The 16816-nt window shown below is 72.1% G+C and carries 14 protein-coding genes and 3 pseudogenes; 11 read left to right on the top strand and 6 right to left on the bottom strand.

Translation table 11 applies throughout. The annotated features are described in order from the left end of the window. Nucleotides 1-5 precede the first annotated feature (5 nt). Both dapC and fdxA read right to left on the bottom strand, forming a co-directional pair. Nucleotides 6-1115 carry a succinyldiaminopimelate transaminase gene (dapC, locus tag KIF24_RS04210; RefSeq protein ID WP_269440589.1) on the bottom strand — a complete coding sequence of 370 codons (1110 nt, stop codon included), beginning with the start codon at nt 1113-1115 and terminating at the stop codon, nt 6-8. After that, nucleotides 1112-1438, bottom strand: coding sequence for a ferredoxin (fdxA, locus tag KIF24_RS04205; protein WP_331461003.1), 327 nt, complete (start codon nt 1436-1438; stop codon nt 1112-1114). Before fdxA ends, dapC begins: the two co-directional genes overlap by 4 nt. Nucleotides 1439-1517: 79 nt before the next feature. On the opposite strand from fdxA, the gene KIF24_RS04200 reads away from it, so the two are divergent. Beyond that, entirely contained in the window at nt 1518-2507 is a 990-nt protein-coding gene (locus KIF24_RS04200) for a GNAT family N-acetyltransferase (protein ID WP_221082832.1), read from the top strand. A gap of 13 nt (nt 2508-2520) precedes the next feature. On the opposite strand, the gene KIF24_RS04195 is transcribed toward KIF24_RS04200, so the two are convergent. From KIF24_RS04195 to mshB, 3 genes are all read right to left on the bottom strand, one after another. Next, nucleotides 2521-2985 carry a hypothetical protein gene (locus tag KIF24_RS04195; RefSeq protein WP_221082831.1) on the bottom strand — a complete coding sequence of 155 codons (465 nt, stop codon included), beginning with the start codon at nt 2983-2985 and terminating at the stop codon, nt 2521-2523. Between the two features lie 78 nt (nt 2986-3063). Continuing rightward, nucleotides 3064-3504: a hypothetical protein gene (locus KIF24_RS04190; protein WP_221083167.1), complete on the bottom strand. Its 441-nt coding sequence runs from the start codon at nt 3502-3504 to the stop codon at nt 3064-3066. A 14-nt stretch (nt 3505-3518) separates the two neighbouring features. Next, complete coding sequence (gene mshB / locus KIF24_RS04185) at nt 3519-4445, bottom strand: N-acetyl-1-D-myo-inositol-2-amino-2-deoxy-alpha-D-glucopyranoside deacetylase (RefSeq protein ID WP_221082830.1); 927 nt, start codon at nt 4443-4445, stop codon at nt 3519-3521. 86 nt (nt 4446-4531) lie between these two features. Here mshB and KIF24_RS04180 point away from each other — a divergent pair, with 86 nt between their 5' ends. From KIF24_RS04180 to KIF24_RS04155, 6 genes and pseudogenes are all read left to right on the top strand, one after another. After that, nucleotides 4532-6679, top strand: coding sequence for a prolyl oligopeptidase family serine peptidase (locus KIF24_RS04180; RefSeq protein WP_221082829.1), 2148 nt, complete (start codon nt 4532-4534; stop codon nt 6677-6679). Between the two features lie 76 nt (nt 6680-6755). Further along, nucleotides 6756-8192: a TldD/PmbA family protein gene (locus KIF24_RS04175; RefSeq protein ID WP_221082828.1), complete on the top strand. Its 1437-nt coding sequence runs from the start codon at nt 6756-6758 to the stop codon at nt 8190-8192. Continuing rightward, nucleotides 8189-9627, top strand: a pseudogene (locus tag KIF24_RS04170) (TldD/PmbA family protein). Before KIF24_RS04175 ends, KIF24_RS04170 begins: the two are co-directional and overlap by 4 nt. A gap of 270 nt (nt 9628-9897) precedes the next feature. Then, nucleotides 9898-10704, top strand: coding sequence for a hypothetical protein (locus tag KIF24_RS04165; protein ID WP_221082827.1), 807 nt, complete (start codon nt 9898-9900; stop codon nt 10702-10704). A gap of 11 nt (nt 10705-10715) precedes the next feature. Next, a complete protein-coding gene (locus KIF24_RS04160; protein WP_221082826.1) occupies nt 10716-12707 on the top strand; it encodes a fumarate reductase/succinate dehydrogenase flavoprotein subunit in 1992 nt (663 codons plus the stop codon). 3 nt (nt 12708-12710) lie between these two features. After that, entirely contained in the window at nt 12711-13820 is a 1110-nt protein-coding gene (locus KIF24_RS04155) for a succinate dehydrogenase/fumarate reductase iron-sulfur subunit (RefSeq protein WP_221082825.1), read from the top strand. 149 nt (nt 13821-13969) lie between these two features. On the opposite strand, the gene KIF24_RS04150 is transcribed toward KIF24_RS04155, so the two are convergent. After that, nucleotides 13970-14356 (bottom strand): (deoxy)nucleoside triphosphate pyrophosphohydrolase, encoded by a 387-nt coding sequence (locus KIF24_RS04150; RefSeq protein ID WP_407939891.1) that lies wholly within the window; start codon nt 14354-14356, stop codon nt 13970-13972. Between the two features lie 236 nt (nt 14357-14592). Here KIF24_RS04150 and KIF24_RS04145 point away from each other — a divergent pair, with 236 nt between their 5' ends. The 4 genes and pseudogenes from KIF24_RS04145 to KIF24_RS04130 all read left to right on the top strand — a co-directional run. Beyond that, on the top strand, nt 14593-14898 hold the full coding sequence (locus tag KIF24_RS04145; protein ID WP_221082823.1) for a 4a-hydroxytetrahydrobiopterin dehydratase: 306 nt from the start codon (nt 14593-14595) through the stop codon (nt 14896-14898). A gap of 63 nt (nt 14899-14961) precedes the next feature. Further along, a complete protein-coding gene (locus tag KIF24_RS04140; RefSeq protein ID WP_111245897.1) occupies nt 14962-15324 on the top strand; it encodes a PH domain-containing protein in 363 nt (120 codons plus the stop codon). 222 nt (nt 15325-15546) lie between these two features. After that, nucleotides 15547-15903 (top strand): annotated as a pseudogene (locus tag KIF24_RS34910) (methyltransferase domain-containing protein); the annotation flags it as partial. 391 nt (nt 15904-16294) lie between these two features. Next, a pseudogene (locus KIF24_RS04130) lies at nt 16295-16815 on the top strand (SanA/YdcF family protein); the annotation flags it as partial. Between the last annotated feature and the right edge of the window lies 1 nt (nt 16816).

Raw genomic sequence — 16816 nt, 5'->3', positions numbered from 1 at the left:
TGCCGTCAGGGTTGGGCGAGTCGGGCGGCGACGGCGGCGATCCGCTCGTCGGACTCCGTCAACGCCGCCCGGACGTACTGCCGGGCGCCGGGGCCGTAGAAGACACCGGCGGCGACCAGGATCCCCCGGCGGGCCAGCCAGTCCACCGTGTCCCAGCAGTCCTCGCCCCGGGTCAGCCAGAGATAGAGCCCCGCCTCGGAGTGCTCCACGGCGAAGCCGGCACCGGTGAACGCCGCCCGCAGCGTCTCGCGCCGCGCGCGGTACCGCTCCCGCTGCTCGTCGGCGTGCCGCTCGTCACGCAGGGCGGCGATCATGGCCGCCTGCACCGGCGCGGGAACGATCATCCCCGCATGCTTCCGGATCTTGAGCAGCTCGGCCACCAGCGCCGGGTCACCGGCCACGAAGCCGGCCCGGTAGCCGGCCAGGTTGGAGCGCTTGGACAGCGAGTGCACGGCCAGCACCGAGTCGTACGAGCCGCCGCAGACCTCGGGCGAGAGCACCGACACCGGTGCGGCGTCCCAGCCGAGCGGGAGGTAGCACTCGTCGCTCGCGACCACCGCGCCGCGCTCCCGCGCCCAGTCCACCACCTTGCGCAGGTGGGCGGCGGGCAGCACCCGCCCGGTCGGGTTGCCCGGCGAGTTGATCCAGACGAGGCGTACCCGGGAGGTCGGGCCGACGGTGGTCAGCGAGTCGGCGCGTACGGTCGTGGCCCCGGCCAGGCGGGCCCCGTCCTCATAGGTCGGGTAGGCGATCGGCGGCACCACGACGACATCCCCGGGCCCCACCCCGAGCAGGGTGGGCAACCAGGCGACCAGCTCCTTGGAGCCGATCGTCGGGAGCACCCCGAGCCCGTCGGCCCCGGCGCCGCACGCCCGGGCCACCCAGGCGGCGATCGCGTCCCGCAGCGCCGGGGTGCCGGCCGTCAACGGGTAGCCCGGCGCGTCGGCCGCATCGGCCAGCGCCCGCCGGATCACCTCCGGCACCGGGTCGACCGGCGTGCCCATGGAGAGGTTGATCGGGCCGTCCGGATGCGTCACGGCCAGCGCGGCCGCGGCCTCCAGGGCGTCCCAGGTGAACTCAGGCAGCCGCGACGAGACCGGGGCGGGCCGGTTCAGTGGCCCTCGCCGCGAGGTGGCTGGGCGGCCACGAAGGTGGTGTCCTTCTCCACCTTGCCGATCTTCGAGGCGCCGCCGGGCGAGCCCAGGTCCTCGAAGAACTCGTAGTTGGCGCCGGTGTAGTCCTTCCACTGTTCCGGCACGTCGTCTTCGTAGAAGATCGCCTCCACCGGGCAGACGGGCTCGCAGGCACCACAGTCGACGCACTCGTCGGGGTGGATGTAGAGCATCCGATTGCCCTCGTAAATGCAGTCGACCGGGCACTCCTCGATGCATGCCTTGTCGAGCACATCGACGCACGGCTCGGCGATGATGTAGGTCACCGGTCTTCTCCTCCGCAAGACGCGCCGCGATCACCCGCGACGGTAAGAGCCTAGTATCTCGCCGGGGAGGAGGTCGATCGTGCTCCGAGAGCAGGACGTGGGACACCGGATCGTGGTCCGGCGCCGCACGGGTATGCGCGCCGGTCGCCCGGTCTATTCCGACGCCCTCGGCGAACTGGTCGAGTTGACCGAGACCCATCTCACATTGACCACGCGGCACGGGCGGCTGCGTGTCCCGATCGCGGAGGTGCACCGGGCCAAGCGGGTTCCGGCGGCCCGGCGGCCCACCGCCGCCGCGGTGGTGGAGTTGGAGCTCGCGGCCGACGAGGCCTGGCCGGCGCCCACCCGTGACCGGCTCGGTGACTGGCTGCTGCGCGCCGCCGACGGCTGGACCGGCCGGGCCAACTCGGCCCTGCCGGTGGGTGACCCGGACCGGCCGTTGCCGGCGGCGCTGGACGAGATCGAACGCTGGTACGCCGAGCGGGGCCAGCGGGCGCTGGTCAACACGCCGCTGCCGCTGGCCGCACCGGTCGGCGCCGAACTCGACCTGAGGGGTTGGCACAGTCGCCCGCCGGTGCTGGTGCAGACGGCCCCGCTCGCCGCCCTCACGCCGGCGTCGCCGACCGGCCCGCTGATCGACGCGGCCGGCACGGGCGGCCCGGCCGGTGTCGTGGTCGAACTGGCGGCCACCCCGACCAACGACTGGCTCACGGTGGCCGCCGGCCGCAAGGGTGGCCTGCCGGCCGCCGCCCGGCAGGTGCTCACCGGCGTCGACCAGGTCCGCTTCGCCCACGCGTACGACGCCGGCGCACTGGTGGCGATCGGCCGGGGCACGGTCACCGGGCAGGGGCGCTGGCTGGGGCTGTGCCTGATCGAGGTGCTGCCCGCCGCCCGCCGCCGTGGCCTGGCTGCCGGACTGGTCGGCGCGCTCGCCCGGTGGGCCGGCGCGACGGGAGCAACCGACGCCTTCCTCCAGGTGGAGCAGCGCAACGTGCCTGCCGTCACGCTCTACCGCAAGCTCGGCTTCACCACCCATCACACCTACCGGACCCGGGTCGCCCCGGGCTGACCGGCCCGGCGGGTCAGCGGCGAACCACGCGGCGGGGCTTGGCCGCGGTGGTCTCGGCGTACCGCTGGAGACGCTGCGAACGGTGATCGCGACCCAGCGTGGTCAGCAGCAGGTAACCCAGGAGCGTCCCCGCGGTGGTCGCCACCAGGTAGAGCCCGATCTGCGCGAAGAACGTACTGCCGCCGCCGGCGAACGGGTTGTTGCCGACCAGCAGCGGCCCGACCAGCACGGTCAGCCCGAGCGCGACACCGATCGCGATGGCCACGTCACCGGCCCACTGTGCCAGTGGCCACCGCCCGCCCCACACGAACGCGACGCCGGCCAGGATCAGACCGATCACCACGAACATCCCGAGCGACACCCGGTCGGCGACGATGTCGTCACCGTCGAAACCGAACCGGATGACCAGCCGGGCGGCCACGTTGACCGCGAACAGTGCGACCGCGAGCACCCCGACCGCACGCCACCGCTGTCCCATCACACGCCTCCCGCCGTACCGCCCGCCCCGATGGCGGGTCTCCTGGCAGGAATATCTACCACCCGTTGCTGAGTGCCGTCAGTACCGGCCGCGAGCCGGTGCCGGTGCGAGGATCGACCGGAACGCCATCACCGCGAAGGTCATCGCGCCGGCGACCACCAGGGTGAGCCCGACCCAGTCGCCGACGAGCAGCACGTCGCCCTCGGTGGTCCGGTCCGCGGCGGCCACCATGATCGCCACCCAGGGCAACGCCGGCAGCGCCACCGCCCAGCGGCGGCCGACCGCCTCGACGGCGAACGAACTCAACACGACGTTCACGGCCACGGCGACGAGCACCGCCACCCCGACCAGGTAACCGCCGACCCGCAGCGGGGCGAGCAGCAGTTCCAGCACCGCACTCACCGCGGCGGCGACGACGGCGAGCGCCCCGCCGGTCACCCGCAGACCGATGTCCAGGGGCCGCCGCAGCCGGCCGGGCCGGGGTGGCTGCTGCTCCTGCTCCTGCGGGGCGATCGACATCGCGGTGGGCAGGTTCACCGGCGGCCGGCCGACGGGGCCGGTGCGGGCTCGGGGCCACCGGCGACGTCCAGCCCGGCGAACAGGTCCGGCTCCCAACCGTACGGGCCCCTGCCCGGCCCCTTCTCCCCCAGCGCGAGGGTGAAGTACTCCACCCCCATGAACTCGGCACCGAAGTTGCCGGCGATCGAGTAGAGCCAGGAGGTGGCCGGGATCTGGGTAGCGTGGGAGCGCATCGCCGCCTCCTTCGCGGCGTGCTGCTCGGTGGCGTCGACGCGCGCCGCGATCTCCTTGTCCGGCGTGCAGAAGGGCAGCTCGGTGGCGTCGGCGATGCCGGCGAAGGGATTGTCCGACGCCTCCGCGAAGTGCGTCATGCCCGCTTCCAGCACGCTCTGCGGCATGGCCGTCCAATAGACCTTCGCCGGGGCGAGCCCCTCCGCGGCGGCCAGTTCGACGGCCCGCATCGCCACCCGGTGTGCCTGGATGTGGTCGGGGTGGCCGTAGAAGCCGTTGTCGTCGTACGTGACCAGCACCTGTGGCCGTATCTCCCGGATGATCTCCAGCAGTTGCCCGGCGGCCTCGTCGAGATCCGCCCGCCAGAACGCGCGGGGGTGCTCGTTGGTGGGCAGGCCCATCATGCCCGAGTCGCGGTAGCGCCCGGCGCCGCCGAGGAAGCGGTGGTCGGTGACGCCGAGTTCGGCGCACGCCGCGGCCAGCTCGGTGATCCGGTACCCGCCGAGCTGGTCCGCCTCCGTGGCGGCGAGACCGGCCAACTCCGGCACGTGGATCTCGCCCTCCTCGCCCAGCGTGCAGGTGACCAGCGTGACGTGGGCACCGCTGGCCGCGTAGTGGGCCATGGTCGAGCCGGTGCCGATGGACTCGTCGTCGGGGTGCGCGTGGACCAGCAGCAGGCGGCGGTCAGGCAGCGTCGTCACGACGGTCACTCTATCCGGCGGTTCTGCCGGATCCGGGTGGACGCGTCCGCTCAGGTCGCTCACATCCCGCTCGGCACCGGCCTACGATCTGGCCTGTGGACTATCCCGAGCTGGCCGCCCGCACCCGCCGGTTCGGCCACGGGGCGCCGCGCGCCGTCTCCGTGGCCGACGACGGCGCCCGGGTGGTCTTCCTGCGCTCGGCGGGACCGCAGGACCCGGCCGACGCGCTCTGGCAGCTGGACGTCGCGACCGGCGAGGAGCGGCTGGTCGCCGACCCGGCCGCCCTGCTCGGCGCGGACGCCGACCTCGCGGCGCTCAGCCCCGGGGAGCGGGCCCGGCGGGAGCGGCTGCGGCTGAGCGCCTCGGGCATCGGCGCGTACGCCCTCGACGGCGCCGGGCGGGTGGCGGTGTTCGCGCTGGCCGGCCGGATCTTCCGGGCCGACCTGGTGCACCGCGACGTGATCGAGGTGCCCGCCGTCGGTCCGGTGCTCGACCCCCGGCCGGATCCGGGCGGCCAGCGGCTGGCCTACGTGACCGACGCCGCCGAGGGAGTGCGCCGGGGCGAACTTCGGGTGGTCGACGCCGACGGCAGCGACACGATCCTGGCCGGTGAGGACTCCGGGGTGGTCTGGGGGCTGGCCGAGCACATCGCGGCCGAGGAGTTCGGGCGGCACCGCGGGTACTGGTGGGCGCCCGACGGGCGGTCGGTGCTGGCCGCCCGGGTCGACGAGTCCCGGCTGCCCCGCTGGCACCTGCACGATCCGGCGCAGCCGGCCAGCGCGCCGGTCGCTGTCGCGTACCCGGTGGCGGGTGGCCCGAACGCGGAGGTCAGCCTGCACCTGCTCGACCTCGACGGCGGCTGGGTCGACGTGCACTGGGACCGGGAGACCTACCCGTACCTGACCGCGGTGCACTGGGGCGACGGCGCCCCGCTGATCACCGTGCTGCGCCGCTCGCAGCAGCACGGGCTCGTGCTCGCGGTCGACCCGCGCACCGGCGAGACCCAGGTGCACGCCGAGCTGGCCGACCCGCGCTGGGTGGAGCCGATCCCGGGCACGCCCGCGCACCTGCCCGACGGGCGGGTGCTGGTCGGTGGCGAGCTGGCCCACGACGGGTACGACGCCCGCTGCCTGTTCGCCGACGGCACCCTGCTCACCCCGCCCTCGCTGTACGTGCGCCGGGTCGTCGGCCGGCTCGCCGCCGGCAGCGGCCCGGCCGACCTGCTGGTCGAGGCGAGCGACGGGGAACCGAGCGAGCAGCACCTGTTCCGGGTGCGGACCAGCATCGGCGGTGGGGTCGACGCCCGCCGGCTCACCGGCGACGCCGGGTGGCACGTCGCCGCGGTCGGCGGCGACGTGCTGGTCGTCGGCAGCGCCTCACTCGACCACGCGGGCACCCGGTGGACGGTGCGGCAGGGCGACCGGGAGGTGGGCACCCTGCGGTCGCTGGCCGCCACCTGCGGCTACTCCCCGCTGCCGCTGCTGGAACGGGTCACCGACCGTCGGCTGCCCACGGCGGTGCTCTACCCGGACAACCACGTCACCGGCCGCCGCCTGCCGGTGCTGCTGGACGTCTACGGCGGGCCGGGGCACCAGGAGGTGCTCGCCGCCCGGTCGGCCTGGCTGGAGCGGCAGTGGTGGGCCGACGCCGGCTTCGCGGTGGTGGTGGTCGACAACCGGGGCACACCGGGCATCGCCCCGTCGTACGAGAAGGCCATCCACCGGCGGGTGGCCGACGTGATCCTGCTCGACCAGGTGGAGGCGCTCACCGCGCTCGCCGACAAGCACCCGGACCTGGACCTGAGCCGGGTCGGGGTGCGGGGCTGGTCGTTCGGCGGCTGGCTGGCCGGCCTGGCGGTGCTGCGCCATCCGGAGCTGTTCCGGTGCGGGATCGCCGGTGCGCCGGTCACCGACTGGGCCCTCTACGACACCGCGTACACCGAGCGCTATCTCGGCCCGCCCGCCGACGGTGAGGACGTGTACGCGCACCACTCGCTTGTGGAGCTGGCCGCCGAGCCGGTCACCGATCCGGCGCAGACCCGACCGCTGCTGCTGGTCCACGGCATGGTGGACGACAACGTGGTGGCGGCGCACACGCTCCGGCTGTCCGCGGCGCTGCTGGCCACCGGCCGGCCGCACTCGGTGCTGCCGCTGACCGGCGCCACCCACATGGCGGCCGGTGGCCTCTCCGAACGCCTCCTCCACCTGGAGCTCGACTTTCTCCGCGCCCACCTTGGCCCATGAGCGAGCGTCAGCGAGTGAATCATCGACGCAGCGCGAAAGTGCCTCATGGCGGCGCGCAGCGCAGCGGAGCACCGACATGAGCGAGTTCGACGCGGCCGAGGCGGCCGTGCAGGCGGCGCTGGACGCGGGGGCCCGCTACGCCGACGCCCGGGTGATGCACCGGCGCTACGAGTCGATGGCCGCCCGCAACGGCGAGGTCGAGGCGCTGGCCCAGGACGAGAGCATCGGGCTGGGTGTCCGCGCGCTGGTCGGGTCGGGCTGGGGCTTCCAGGCCGTACCGGAGCTGTCCGAGCGGGCCGCCCGCGATGCCGGCCGGCGCGCCGCGCGGACCGCCACGGCCAGCGGACTGGTCCCCGGGCAGCCCGTCGACCTGGTCCCGTCCGCACCGGCGACGGCCAGTTGGTCCGCGCCGTGCGAGGCGGACCCGCTCGGCGTCTCCCTCGCCACCAAGGGCGACCTGCTGGTGGCCGCCACCCGCACGATGGCCGACCACGGGGCCGACCTCGCCGAGGGTCTCTACCAGGTCTGGGACACCACGAAGTGGTTCGTCTCCAGCGAGGGACACCGCATCGACCAGCGCATCCGCGAGTGCGGCGGCGGAATCTCGGCCACCTCGGTCGGCGACGGCGAGACGCAACGCCGGTCCTGGCCGAGCTACCGCGGCCAGTACGGCACCACCGGCTGGGAGCTGGTCGACTCCCTCGACCTGACAGCCCACGCGGCGCGGATCGCCGAGGAGTCGCGGGCGCTGCTGACCGCGCCGCTCTGCCCGGCCGGCGAGACCGACCTGATCCTGGGCGGCGAGCAGTTGGCGTTGCAGATCCACGAGTCGGTCGGGCACGCCATCGAGCTGGACCGCATCCTCGGCTGGGAGGCGGCCTTCGCCGGCACCTCGTGGCTGGATCTCGCCCAGCTCGGCTCGCTGCGGTACGGCTCCGAGCTGATGAACGTCACCATCGACCCGACCATCCCGGGCGCGCTGGGCAGCTTCGGCTACGACGACGAGGGCTCGCCGGCGGTCAAGCGCGACGCGGTGCGGGCCGGGCGGTGGGTGGGGGTGCTGGCCGGCCGGGACTCGGCCGCGGTCGCCGGCCTCGACTACGGCGGCAGCGTACGCGCCGACGGCTGGGCGCGGCTGCCGATGGTGCGGATGACGAACGTCGGGCTGGAACCCGGCCCGCACACCCTTGAGGAGATCGTCGCCGCCACCGACGAGGGGGTGCTGATGGACGTCAACCGATCCTGGTCCATCGACGACAAGCGGCTGAACTTCCAGTTCGGCTGCGAGATCGGCTGGGAGATCCGCAACGGCCGGCGTGGGCGGATGCTGCGCAACCCGACGTACACCGGCATCGGGCCGCTGTTCTGGCGCTCGATGGACATGCTCTCCTCCGAGATCGTCTCGTGGGGCACGCCGAACTGCGGCAAGGGTCAGCCCGGACAGGTCGGGCACACCGGACACCCGGCCGCGCCGGCCCGGTTCCGCAACGTCCGGGTGGGGGTGCGCGCGTGAGCACCGGTCCGACCGACGACGCCGAGTTGGACCTCGCCGGACGGGTGGTGGATCTGGTCGCCCGGCTGGCCGGAGCGGGCGCGCAGGCCGAGGTCTCGGTGGGCAGGACGGAGTTGGCGCTGACCAGGTTCGCCAACTCGGCGATCCACCAGAACGTCGCCGGGTCCGCCGTGGACGTCCGGCTCCGGGTCCACCTGGCCGGGCGTACCGCCACCGGCAGCGGGAACACGGTCACCGCCGACGGGCTGCGTGCGCTGGTGGAGCGGGTGCTGGCGGCGGCCCGGTTCACCCCACCCGATCCGGGCTGGCCGGGGCTCACGCCCACGGTCGCGATACCGGCCGCCGGATGGGACGAGGCGACCGCGTACGCCGGGCCGGCCGAGCGGGCGGCCCTGGTCCGGGCATTCGTCGACGCGGCCGGCGGGCTGGAAACCGCCGGTTACTGCCGCACGGCGCGCCGCGCGGCGGCGTTCGCCAACTCGGCGGGGCACTCGGCACGGGGCGCGGGGCCGAGGCGGCGATGGACGGCATCGCCCGGGCCGGTGGCGCGGACGGCACCGCCCGGCACTGCGTCGACCGGCTCGCCGATCTCGACGGTGCCGGCCTCGGCCGCCGGGCCGCCGGCAAGGCACGGGCCGCTGCCGACCCGGTGGAACTGGCACCCGGGCGCTATCCGGTGGTGCTGGAACCGGCCGCCGTCGCGGACCTGCTGGAGAATCTGGCCTGGTACGGCTTCAACGGCAAGCGGTACGCGGAGCGGCAGTCGTTCGCCGCACCCGGGGTGGCCCAGTTCGACCGCGCGGTGACCCTGGTCGACGATCCGCTGGGCGGGTCCGGCGTGCCGTTCGACCTGGAGGGCACCCCGACCCGGGAACTGACCCTGGTGGACGCGGGCACCACCAACGCCGTGGCACACGACCGGCGTAGCGCCGCCGAAGTGGGTGCCGCCTCGACCGGCCATGCCTGGGCCGGCAGCCCCACCTTCGGCCCGATCCCCCGCAACCTGCGCCTGGCCCCCGCCGGCACCGCGAGCCCGCTGAGCACGGCGGGCGCGGCGGGCGGCGCAGTCGCGGGCGCTCCAGCCGCCCCGCCGGCCGGGGCGGTCGCCGACCCGGACACCGCCGCTCTGGTCTCCCGGATGCGGCGCGGTCTGCTGGTCAGCGACCTCTGGTACACCCGGGTGCTCGACCCGTTGAGTCTGGTCGTCACCGGCCTGACCCGCAACGGGCTGTGGCTGGTCGAGGACGGCCAGGTCACCGGGGCGGTCCGCGACCTGCGTTTCACCGAGTCGTACCCTCGGGCGCTCGCGCCCGGCGCGGTGCTGGAGGTGGGCCGGCGTGCGGTACGCCTACCGGACCGCGCGGACGGCGTCTGGTGGGAGGCAGCCTCGCTGCGGCTGGCCTCCTGGAACTTCACTGGTGGGGCGTCCGGCTGACCGCTCGTCCACCGCTGGTCGATCTTTTCCGGACGCCCGCATCTTGATCATGGTGAGAGGGTTTCCAAAGGGCGGGACACACGGGACACTGCCTTGCGCGGACGGCCCGCCTAGATCGGCGTAACGTGTGTCACTTAGCTGCTCCGGTACGCCCGGTGCGGTCGTTGGTGCGCGCATGACGCGGCAGGCGGGGGGCAGGTTCGCCGTTCCGCGTGCCGCCCAGAAGTGTTCCGCCGCCCGTGACAGGGCCCCGTCAGGGAGACGACGCGAATGACATCATCGGCAACGAAACCGCGGGGCGCGCGGGCACGCGCCGCCATCGCGGCGAAGACGTTGCGAACGGACCGTTGGTGGTTTGCCCCACTGATCACCGTCATCGGGCTCGGCGCCTGGGTCACGTACGCGACGGTCCGGGTCTTCATGCACAGGTGGTACTGGGTCGAGGACTACCACTACCTGACCCCGTTCTACTCCCCGTGCGTGACCGACCGGTGCATCCCGGAGGCATCCCACTTCGGGCAGTACCTGCCCGGCTGGTGGATCATCCCGGACGCCGCGTTCACCCTGCCGTTCCTGCTGCTGTTCCGGCTGACCTGCTACTACTACCGCAAGGCGTACTACCGGTCGTTCTGGCTCTCCCCGCCGGCCTGTGCGGTGCCCGACGGTCACGCCTCCTACGGTGGCGAGACCCGGTTCCCGCTGATCGTGCAGAACTCGCACCGGTACTTCTTCTACTTCGCCATGGTCATCTCGCTGATCAACACCTGGGACGCGATCCTGGCCTTCCACAGCCCCGAGGGCTTCGGCTTCGGGCTGGGCAACCTGATCCTGCTCGGCAACGTGGTCATGCTCTGGGCGTACACCATCTCCTGCCACTCCTGCCGGCACATCATCGGCGGGCGGCTGAAGCACTTCTCCAAGCACCCGGTCCGTTACCGGGCCTGGGGCTACATCTCCTGGCTGAACGTCCGGCACATGCAGCTCGCCTGGATCACGCTCGGCACGCTGGCGCTGGCCGACTTCTACGTCATGTCCGTCGCCGCCGGGTGGATCTCCGACCTGCGGTTCATCAACTGAGGGCCCTGAACATGACGACCAATTCGCACCAGGACACGAGCGCTACCACTCGCATCGAACGACACCACTACGACGTCGTCGTGATCGGAGCCGGCGGCGCCGGCCTGCGCGCGGCGATCGAGGCACGGCTGGCCGGCAAGAAGACCGCCATCATCTCCAAGTCGCTGTTCGGCAAGGCGCACACGGTGATGGCCGAGGGTGGCGCCGCCGCGGCCATGGGCAACGTGAACAGCCGGGACAGCTGGCAGGTGCACTTCCGCGACACCATGCGCGGCGGCAAGTTCCTCAACAACTTCCGGATGGCCGAGCTGCACGCGAAGGAGTCGCCGCAGCGGATCTGGGAGCTGGAGACCTACGGCGCGCTGTTCGACCGCACCAAGGACGGGAAGATCTCGCAGCGCAACTTCGGCGGCCACGAGTATCCCCGGCTGGCGCACGTCGGCGACCGGACCGGCCTGGAGCTGATCCGCACCCTCCAGCAGAAGATCGTCTCGTTGCAGCAGGAGGACAAGCGCGAGCACGGCTCGTACGACGCGCGGATCAAGGTCTTCTCCGAGACCACCATCACCGAGTTGCTGCTGGATGGGGACCGGGTCGCCGGCGCGTTCGGCTATTACCGGGAGTCCGGCGAGTTCGTCCTCTTCGAGGCGCCCGCCGTCGTGCTCGCCACCGGTGGTGTCGGTCGGTCCTACAAGGTCACCTCGAATTCGTGGGAGTACACCGGGGACGGCCACGCACTGGCGCTGCGCGCCGGCGCGACTCTGATCAACATGGAGTTCCTCCAGTTCCACCCCACCGGGATGGTCTGGCCGGTCTCGGTCAAGGGCATCCTGGTCACCGAGTCGGTGCGCGGCGACGGCGGTGTCCTCAAGAGTTCCGAGGGCAAGCGGTTCATGTTCGACTACGTTCCCGACGTCTTCCGCAAGCAGTACGCGGAGACCGAGGAGGAGGCGGACCGCTGGTACACCGACCCGGACAACAACCGGCGCCCGCCGGAGCTGCTGCCCCGCGACGAGGTGGCACGGGCGATCAACAGCGAGGTCAAGGCCGGTCGGGGTACCCCGGCCGGCGGCGTCTACCTGGACATCGCCTCCCGGCTGCCGGCCGAGGAGATCCGCCGTCGCCTTCCGTCGATGCACCACCAGTTCAAGGGACTGGCCGACGTCGACATCACCAAGGAGCCGATGGAGGTCGGACCGACCTGCCACTACGTGATGGGCGGTGTCGAGGTCGACCCGGACAGCGGCGCCGCGCACGGCTCGGTGCGCGGCCTGTTCGCCGCCGGTGAGGTGTCCGGCGGCATGCACGGCTCGAACCGGCTGGGCGGCAACTCGCTGTCCGATCTGCTGGTCTTCGGCAAGCGGGCGGGCGGTCACGCGGCCACCTACGTCGACCAGCTCACCGGGGGCCGACCCCGGGTCGAGGTGACCGCGGTCGAGACGGCGGTGGAGACCGCCCTGGCCCCGTTGCAGCGCGACACCGGCGAGAACCCGTACACCCTGCAGCAGGACCTCCAGGCGGTGATGGGGGATCTGGTCGGGATCATCCGGCGGGAGGCCGAGCTGGAGGAGTCACTGGTCCGGCTGGCCGAGCTGCGCGAGCGGGTGGCCAAGGTCAGTGCGGCCGGTGGCCGGCGGTACAACCCGGGCTGGCACCTCGCGATCGACCTGCGCAACATGCTTGTCGTCTCCGAGTGCACCGCCAGGGCGGCGCTGGAGCGCCGGGAGTCGCGCGGCGGCCACACCCGCGAGGACTTTCCCACGATGGATCCACAGTGGCGGCGACTCAACCTGGTCTGCTCGCTTGAGGGCGACACCGTACGGCTGGCCCGCAAGCCGCTGCCGAAGATGCGTACCGAGCTGGTCAGCCTCTTCGACCGCGCGGAACTGGCCAAGTACCTCACGGACTCCGAACTGGCCGAGTTCGACGCCCTCGCCGCCGTCGACGCTGCCGCTGCCACCGACGCCGCTACCGCCACTGACGACGCCGAGAAGGAGCGCTGAGGAATGGGTACCGAAACGTCTGGGGCGCCGGGCCAGCCGGGCGCGAAGCGCCAGTTCCGGATCTGGCGGGGCGACGCCGAGGGCGGCGAACTCCAGGACTACACGGTCGAGGTCAACGAGGGCGAGGTCGTCCTCGACGTGATCCACCGGTTGCAGGCCACCGACGCGCCCGATCTGGCCTGCCGATGGAACTGCAAGGCGGGCAAGTGCGGATCCTGTTCGATGGAGATCAACGGGATGCCCAAGCTCAGCTGCATGACCCGGATGTCGACGTTCGAGGAGGACGAGACGGTCACGGTGACCCCGCTACGCACCTTTCCGGTCATCCGGGATCTGGTCACCGATGTGTCGTTCAACTACGAGAAGGCGCGGGAGACGCCGGCCTTCGCTCCCCCGGCCGACCTGGCCCCCGGTGACTACCGGATGCAGCAGGTCGACGTGGAGCGCTCGCAGGAGTTCCGCAAGTGCATCGAGTGCTTCCTGTGCCAGAACGTCTGCCACGTCATCCGCGACCACGACGAGAACAAGCCGGCGTTCTCCGGCCCGCGGTACTTCATCCGGGCCGCGGAACTCGACATGCACCCGCTGGACAGCAGGACCGACCGCAAGGACTACGCACAGTCCGAACAGGGGCTCGGCTTCTGCAACATCACCAAGTGCTGCACCGAGGTCTGCCCCGAGCACATCAAGATCACCGACAACGGGATCATCCCCATGAAGGAACGGGTCGTGGACCGCAGGTACGATCCACTTGTGTGGCTCGGCAGCAAGATCTTCCGGAGGGGTCAGGTGCCTCAGACCAGCGTGACCAGCGAACACTCCCCGGGCGCGGTGGGCTCCAGCGCCGCGACGGGCGGCGGCGGTGTGCACTCGCACGCGGGCGGCTCGCACGACGCCCGGGCCGAGGTGCAGGCCCAGCAGGGCGTCAACTGGCACCGGGAGGTGCCGCACCCCACCGCCCCGGCGACCGACGCGAGCGGCAGGCTGCCGCTGACGGAGTTCACCTTCGACCGCGCGGCGGCACCCTCGCCCTTCGGCGACGACGTGACCTTCCCGCTGCCCCCGGAGCACCTCAACTTCGCCCACCCCGACCAGGACGAAAAGAAGCACTGAGCACCCGGACGGGGGCCGCGGCATCCGCCATGGCCCCCGTTCCCGTCTCCCACCCCCAGCCGCACGCCCCACCCCGTTGATCATGAGGTTAGCGAGCAGCTCGATCTCCGATGCGCCCGCCAACTTCATGATCGATGCGGGTGGTGGGGTCAGGTTGGGGTGAGGAGGGGGCGGAGGGCGGCGACTATGGGGGCGTCGGCGGGGAGCCAGGCGACGGTGTCCAGTTCGGCGGCGGAGAGCCAGCGCAACGCGGAGTGTTCCAACGCTTGCGGCTGGTCGCCGTGCAGCAGGCGGGCGGCGTACACCTTCAGCACCGATCGGCCGTGCGCCATCCGGACGTCATGGCCGACCCGCTCACCGATCTGCACGCGTACGGCGAGTTCCTCGGCGCATTCGCGGGCCAGGGCTGCCGTCTCGCTCTCCCCCGGCTCCACCTTGCCGCCGGGGAACTCCCACCTGCCCGCCACCTCGGGCGGGGCCGACCGCGCGCAGGCCAGCACGCGGCCGTCCCGGATGATGGCCGCGCCGACGATCACCTTCGGATCCCGCTGGCCGGCGTGTCCGCCGGCGTTCGCCCGTTCGGTCCACACGGGCGTCCAGGGTGCCAGATCAATCGGCGGTTTGGGTAGCTTGGTCGTCCGTCAGGCCAGGAATACCCGGAAGTGTGGGCGTGGACACACCATCCGTGCGACGTAAGACTAGAGGCACCGACAAGACACGGGGCGGCGACGATTTGGCCACAAGCCGGCAACGAAGCCTGGGAGGTGCGGTGATGCGTGCGCTGTTTGGCGGTCGGGCCAAGCACGACTACCTCAGCGACGCTCTCACCCTACTGTCCGGCTGGACGCGTGAGGGTGAGCAGATCCGGCGCACGCTGGTCATCGACGACACCCAGCACGCGGCACTGACCGAACGGGTCAAGGTGGTCGCCGACGCGCTGCACCTGCGACCGGACATCAGCCGGCGTGCCGACCGCACCCAGATCCGGGTGGGGCACGGCAACGAGCCGCTCTCCGAGGGCGAGGTCCTGCTGGCCGCCCGGATAGAGGACGCCTACCGGGCGGTCACCGAGAGCTGATTGCGGTCTTGCCATGGCCGGCGCGTGAACCGTCAGGTGGCGAGGGCGATCTACCGTGGCGCCATGGCCAACGCGACCTATGACCGCAAGGAGCAGTTCCAGCAGATCCAGAGCGGCCTGCTCGACGGAGAACAGATCATCGCCGTCTACGACGCGGTCGGCACCGGCACCGGATTCATCGGGCTGACCGACCGGCGTGTGATCATCCAGGACCGCTCGTTCGTCGGCAAGCGGTACGCGATCACCAGCATTCCGTACTCGAAGATCACCAGCGTGAGCGTGGTCAGCAACAAGTCGTGGGGCGGCTCGTTCTTCTCCACCGGGTCGATCGCCATCCACGTCGGCACGCACACCTACGAGGTGGAGTTCCGCGGCGACCAGAAGAGCCACCACGTGCACAACGTCATCCTGCACTACATCAGTTGAGCAGCCCTGCCCTGGGGCGAAGTCGATATCCGCTTGCCCAGAGCCATCGAGGCCGGTTGACTCACGGCCAGCCGAACGAAGGGAGCGAACGACATGAGGCACGCCACGACGCCCGTCCAGCGAGCAGTCAGCGTCAACCCCGTCGAATCGAGGCTTCGTGCGTACGTGGACATCATCGGAGAGGGCGCCGCGCGGCGCCGGTAGCACCGACGGAGGCCGCTGATGTCGGTCTTCGACGACCCGGGGCACTTCGGCCGGATGTGGGCCGACACCTACGACCTGCCCGGTAACCCCGATCCGGCGGCGGCGGTGGAGTTCCTCGCCGACCTCGTCGGGGACGGTCCGGCGCTGGAGCTCGCCATCGGCACCGGCCGGGTTGCCCTGCCGCTGGCCGCCCGCGGCATCGCCGTGGCAGGGGTCGAGGCGTCGCCGGAGATGGTGGCGAAGCTGCGCGCCAAGCCCGGCGGCAGCGACATCCCGGTCGCCATCGGCGACATGGCGGACGTACCGGTTACCGGGACCTACCGGATGGCGTACCTGATCTTCAACACCCTGTTCAACCTGGTGCGGGCCGAGCGGCAGGCGGACTGTTTCCGCAACGTCGCACGGGTGCTGGAGCCCGGGGGTGCGTTCGTCATCGAGACGTACGTGCCCGACCCGGCGAACTTCGACCGAGACGAGCAGGTCCGGATGCGGGAGGTGACCGAGGACTCGGCCACCATCCGGCTGCACCGCTACGACCGCGAGGCGCAGACGTTCCTCCGGCAGACCATCACATTCGACGGCACGGGCCGTGCACCTGCACCCGTTCGCCATGCGGTACATGTGGCCCGACCAGATCGACGAGATGGCCGGCAGGGCCGGGTTCCGCCTGGCCGAGCGGTTCGCCGACTGGGATCGCACGCCCTTCGGCCCGGACAGCACCGCCCACATCTCCGTCTACCGCCTCGCCTGACCGCGCCACCCCCACCTGGTGCTGGGCACCCGGGTCCAGCCCGACGGCACCCCGTCGCCGTTCCTCAGCGCCCGACTGGAGATCGCCCGCGAGCTGTACGCCACCGGCAAAGTCGGGGCGATCCTGGTCTCCGGCGACAAAATGCGCGCCACGAGTACAACGAACCGGAGGCGATGCGACGCTGGCTCGTCGACCGGGGCGTGCCCGGCGACAAGGTGGTGCTGGACTGTGCCGGCTTCGACACGTACGACTCGTGTGCCCGCGCGAAGCGGATCTTCGGCGTGGATCGGGCCACGGTGGTGACCCAGTCTTTCCACCTGGCCCGCGCCGTCACGGTCTGCCGGCACCTCGGCGTCGAGGCCAACGGCGTCGGCGACGAGACGGCGCGGGAACTGAACCCCCGCACCTGGCGGGTCAGCTCCACCCGGGAGTACGGCGCCGGTCTCAAGGCCGCGCTGGACGTGCTCTCCGGCCGCGACCCGGCGCACCTCGGCCCGCGTGAGACCGGCGTCGACGACGCCCTGCGCACCGGCTGAC

Source organism: Micromonospora tarapacensis, assembly GCF_019697375.1.
Taxonomy (GTDB): domain Bacteria; phylum Actinomycetota; class Actinomycetes; order Mycobacteriales; family Micromonosporaceae; genus Micromonospora; species Micromonospora tarapacensis.
The sequence above is the reverse complement of the archived record's forward strand: the minus strand, read 5'-3'. Positions and strand labels throughout refer to the sequence as shown.

Excerpts from the sequence above, each read along its gene's own strand:
- KIF24_RS04145 (WP_221082823.1), top strand. The coding sequence starts at position 14,593 with ATGCGTGCGCTGTTTGGCGGTCGGGCCAAGCACGACTACCTCAGCGAC.
- KIF24_RS04140 (WP_111245897.1), top strand. The coding sequence starts at position 14,962 with ATGGCCAACGCGACCTATGACCGCAAGGAGCAGTTCCAGCAGATCCAG.
- KIF24_RS04160 (WP_221082826.1), top strand. The coding sequence starts at position 10,716 with ATGACGACCAATTCGCACCAGGACACGAGCGCTACCACTCGCATCGAA.
- KIF24_RS04190 (WP_221083167.1), bottom strand. The coding sequence starts at position 3,504 with ATGTCGATCGCCCCGCAGGAGCAGGAGCAGCAGCCACCCCGGCCCGGC.
- KIF24_RS04195 (WP_221082831.1), bottom strand. The coding sequence starts at position 2,985 with ATGGGACAGCGGTGGCGTGCGGTCGGGGTGCTCGCGGTCGCACTGTTC.
- KIF24_RS04155 (WP_221082825.1), top strand. The coding sequence starts at position 12,711 with ATGGGTACCGAAACGTCTGGGGCGCCGGGCCAGCCGGGCGCGAAGCGC.
- KIF24_RS04165 (WP_221082827.1), top strand. The coding sequence starts at position 9,898 with ATGACATCATCGGCAACGAAACCGCGGGGCGCGCGGGCACGCGCCGCC.
- KIF24_RS04175 (WP_221082828.1), top strand. The coding sequence starts at position 6,756 with ATGAGCGAGTTCGACGCGGCCGAGGCGGCCGTGCAGGCGGCGCTGGAC.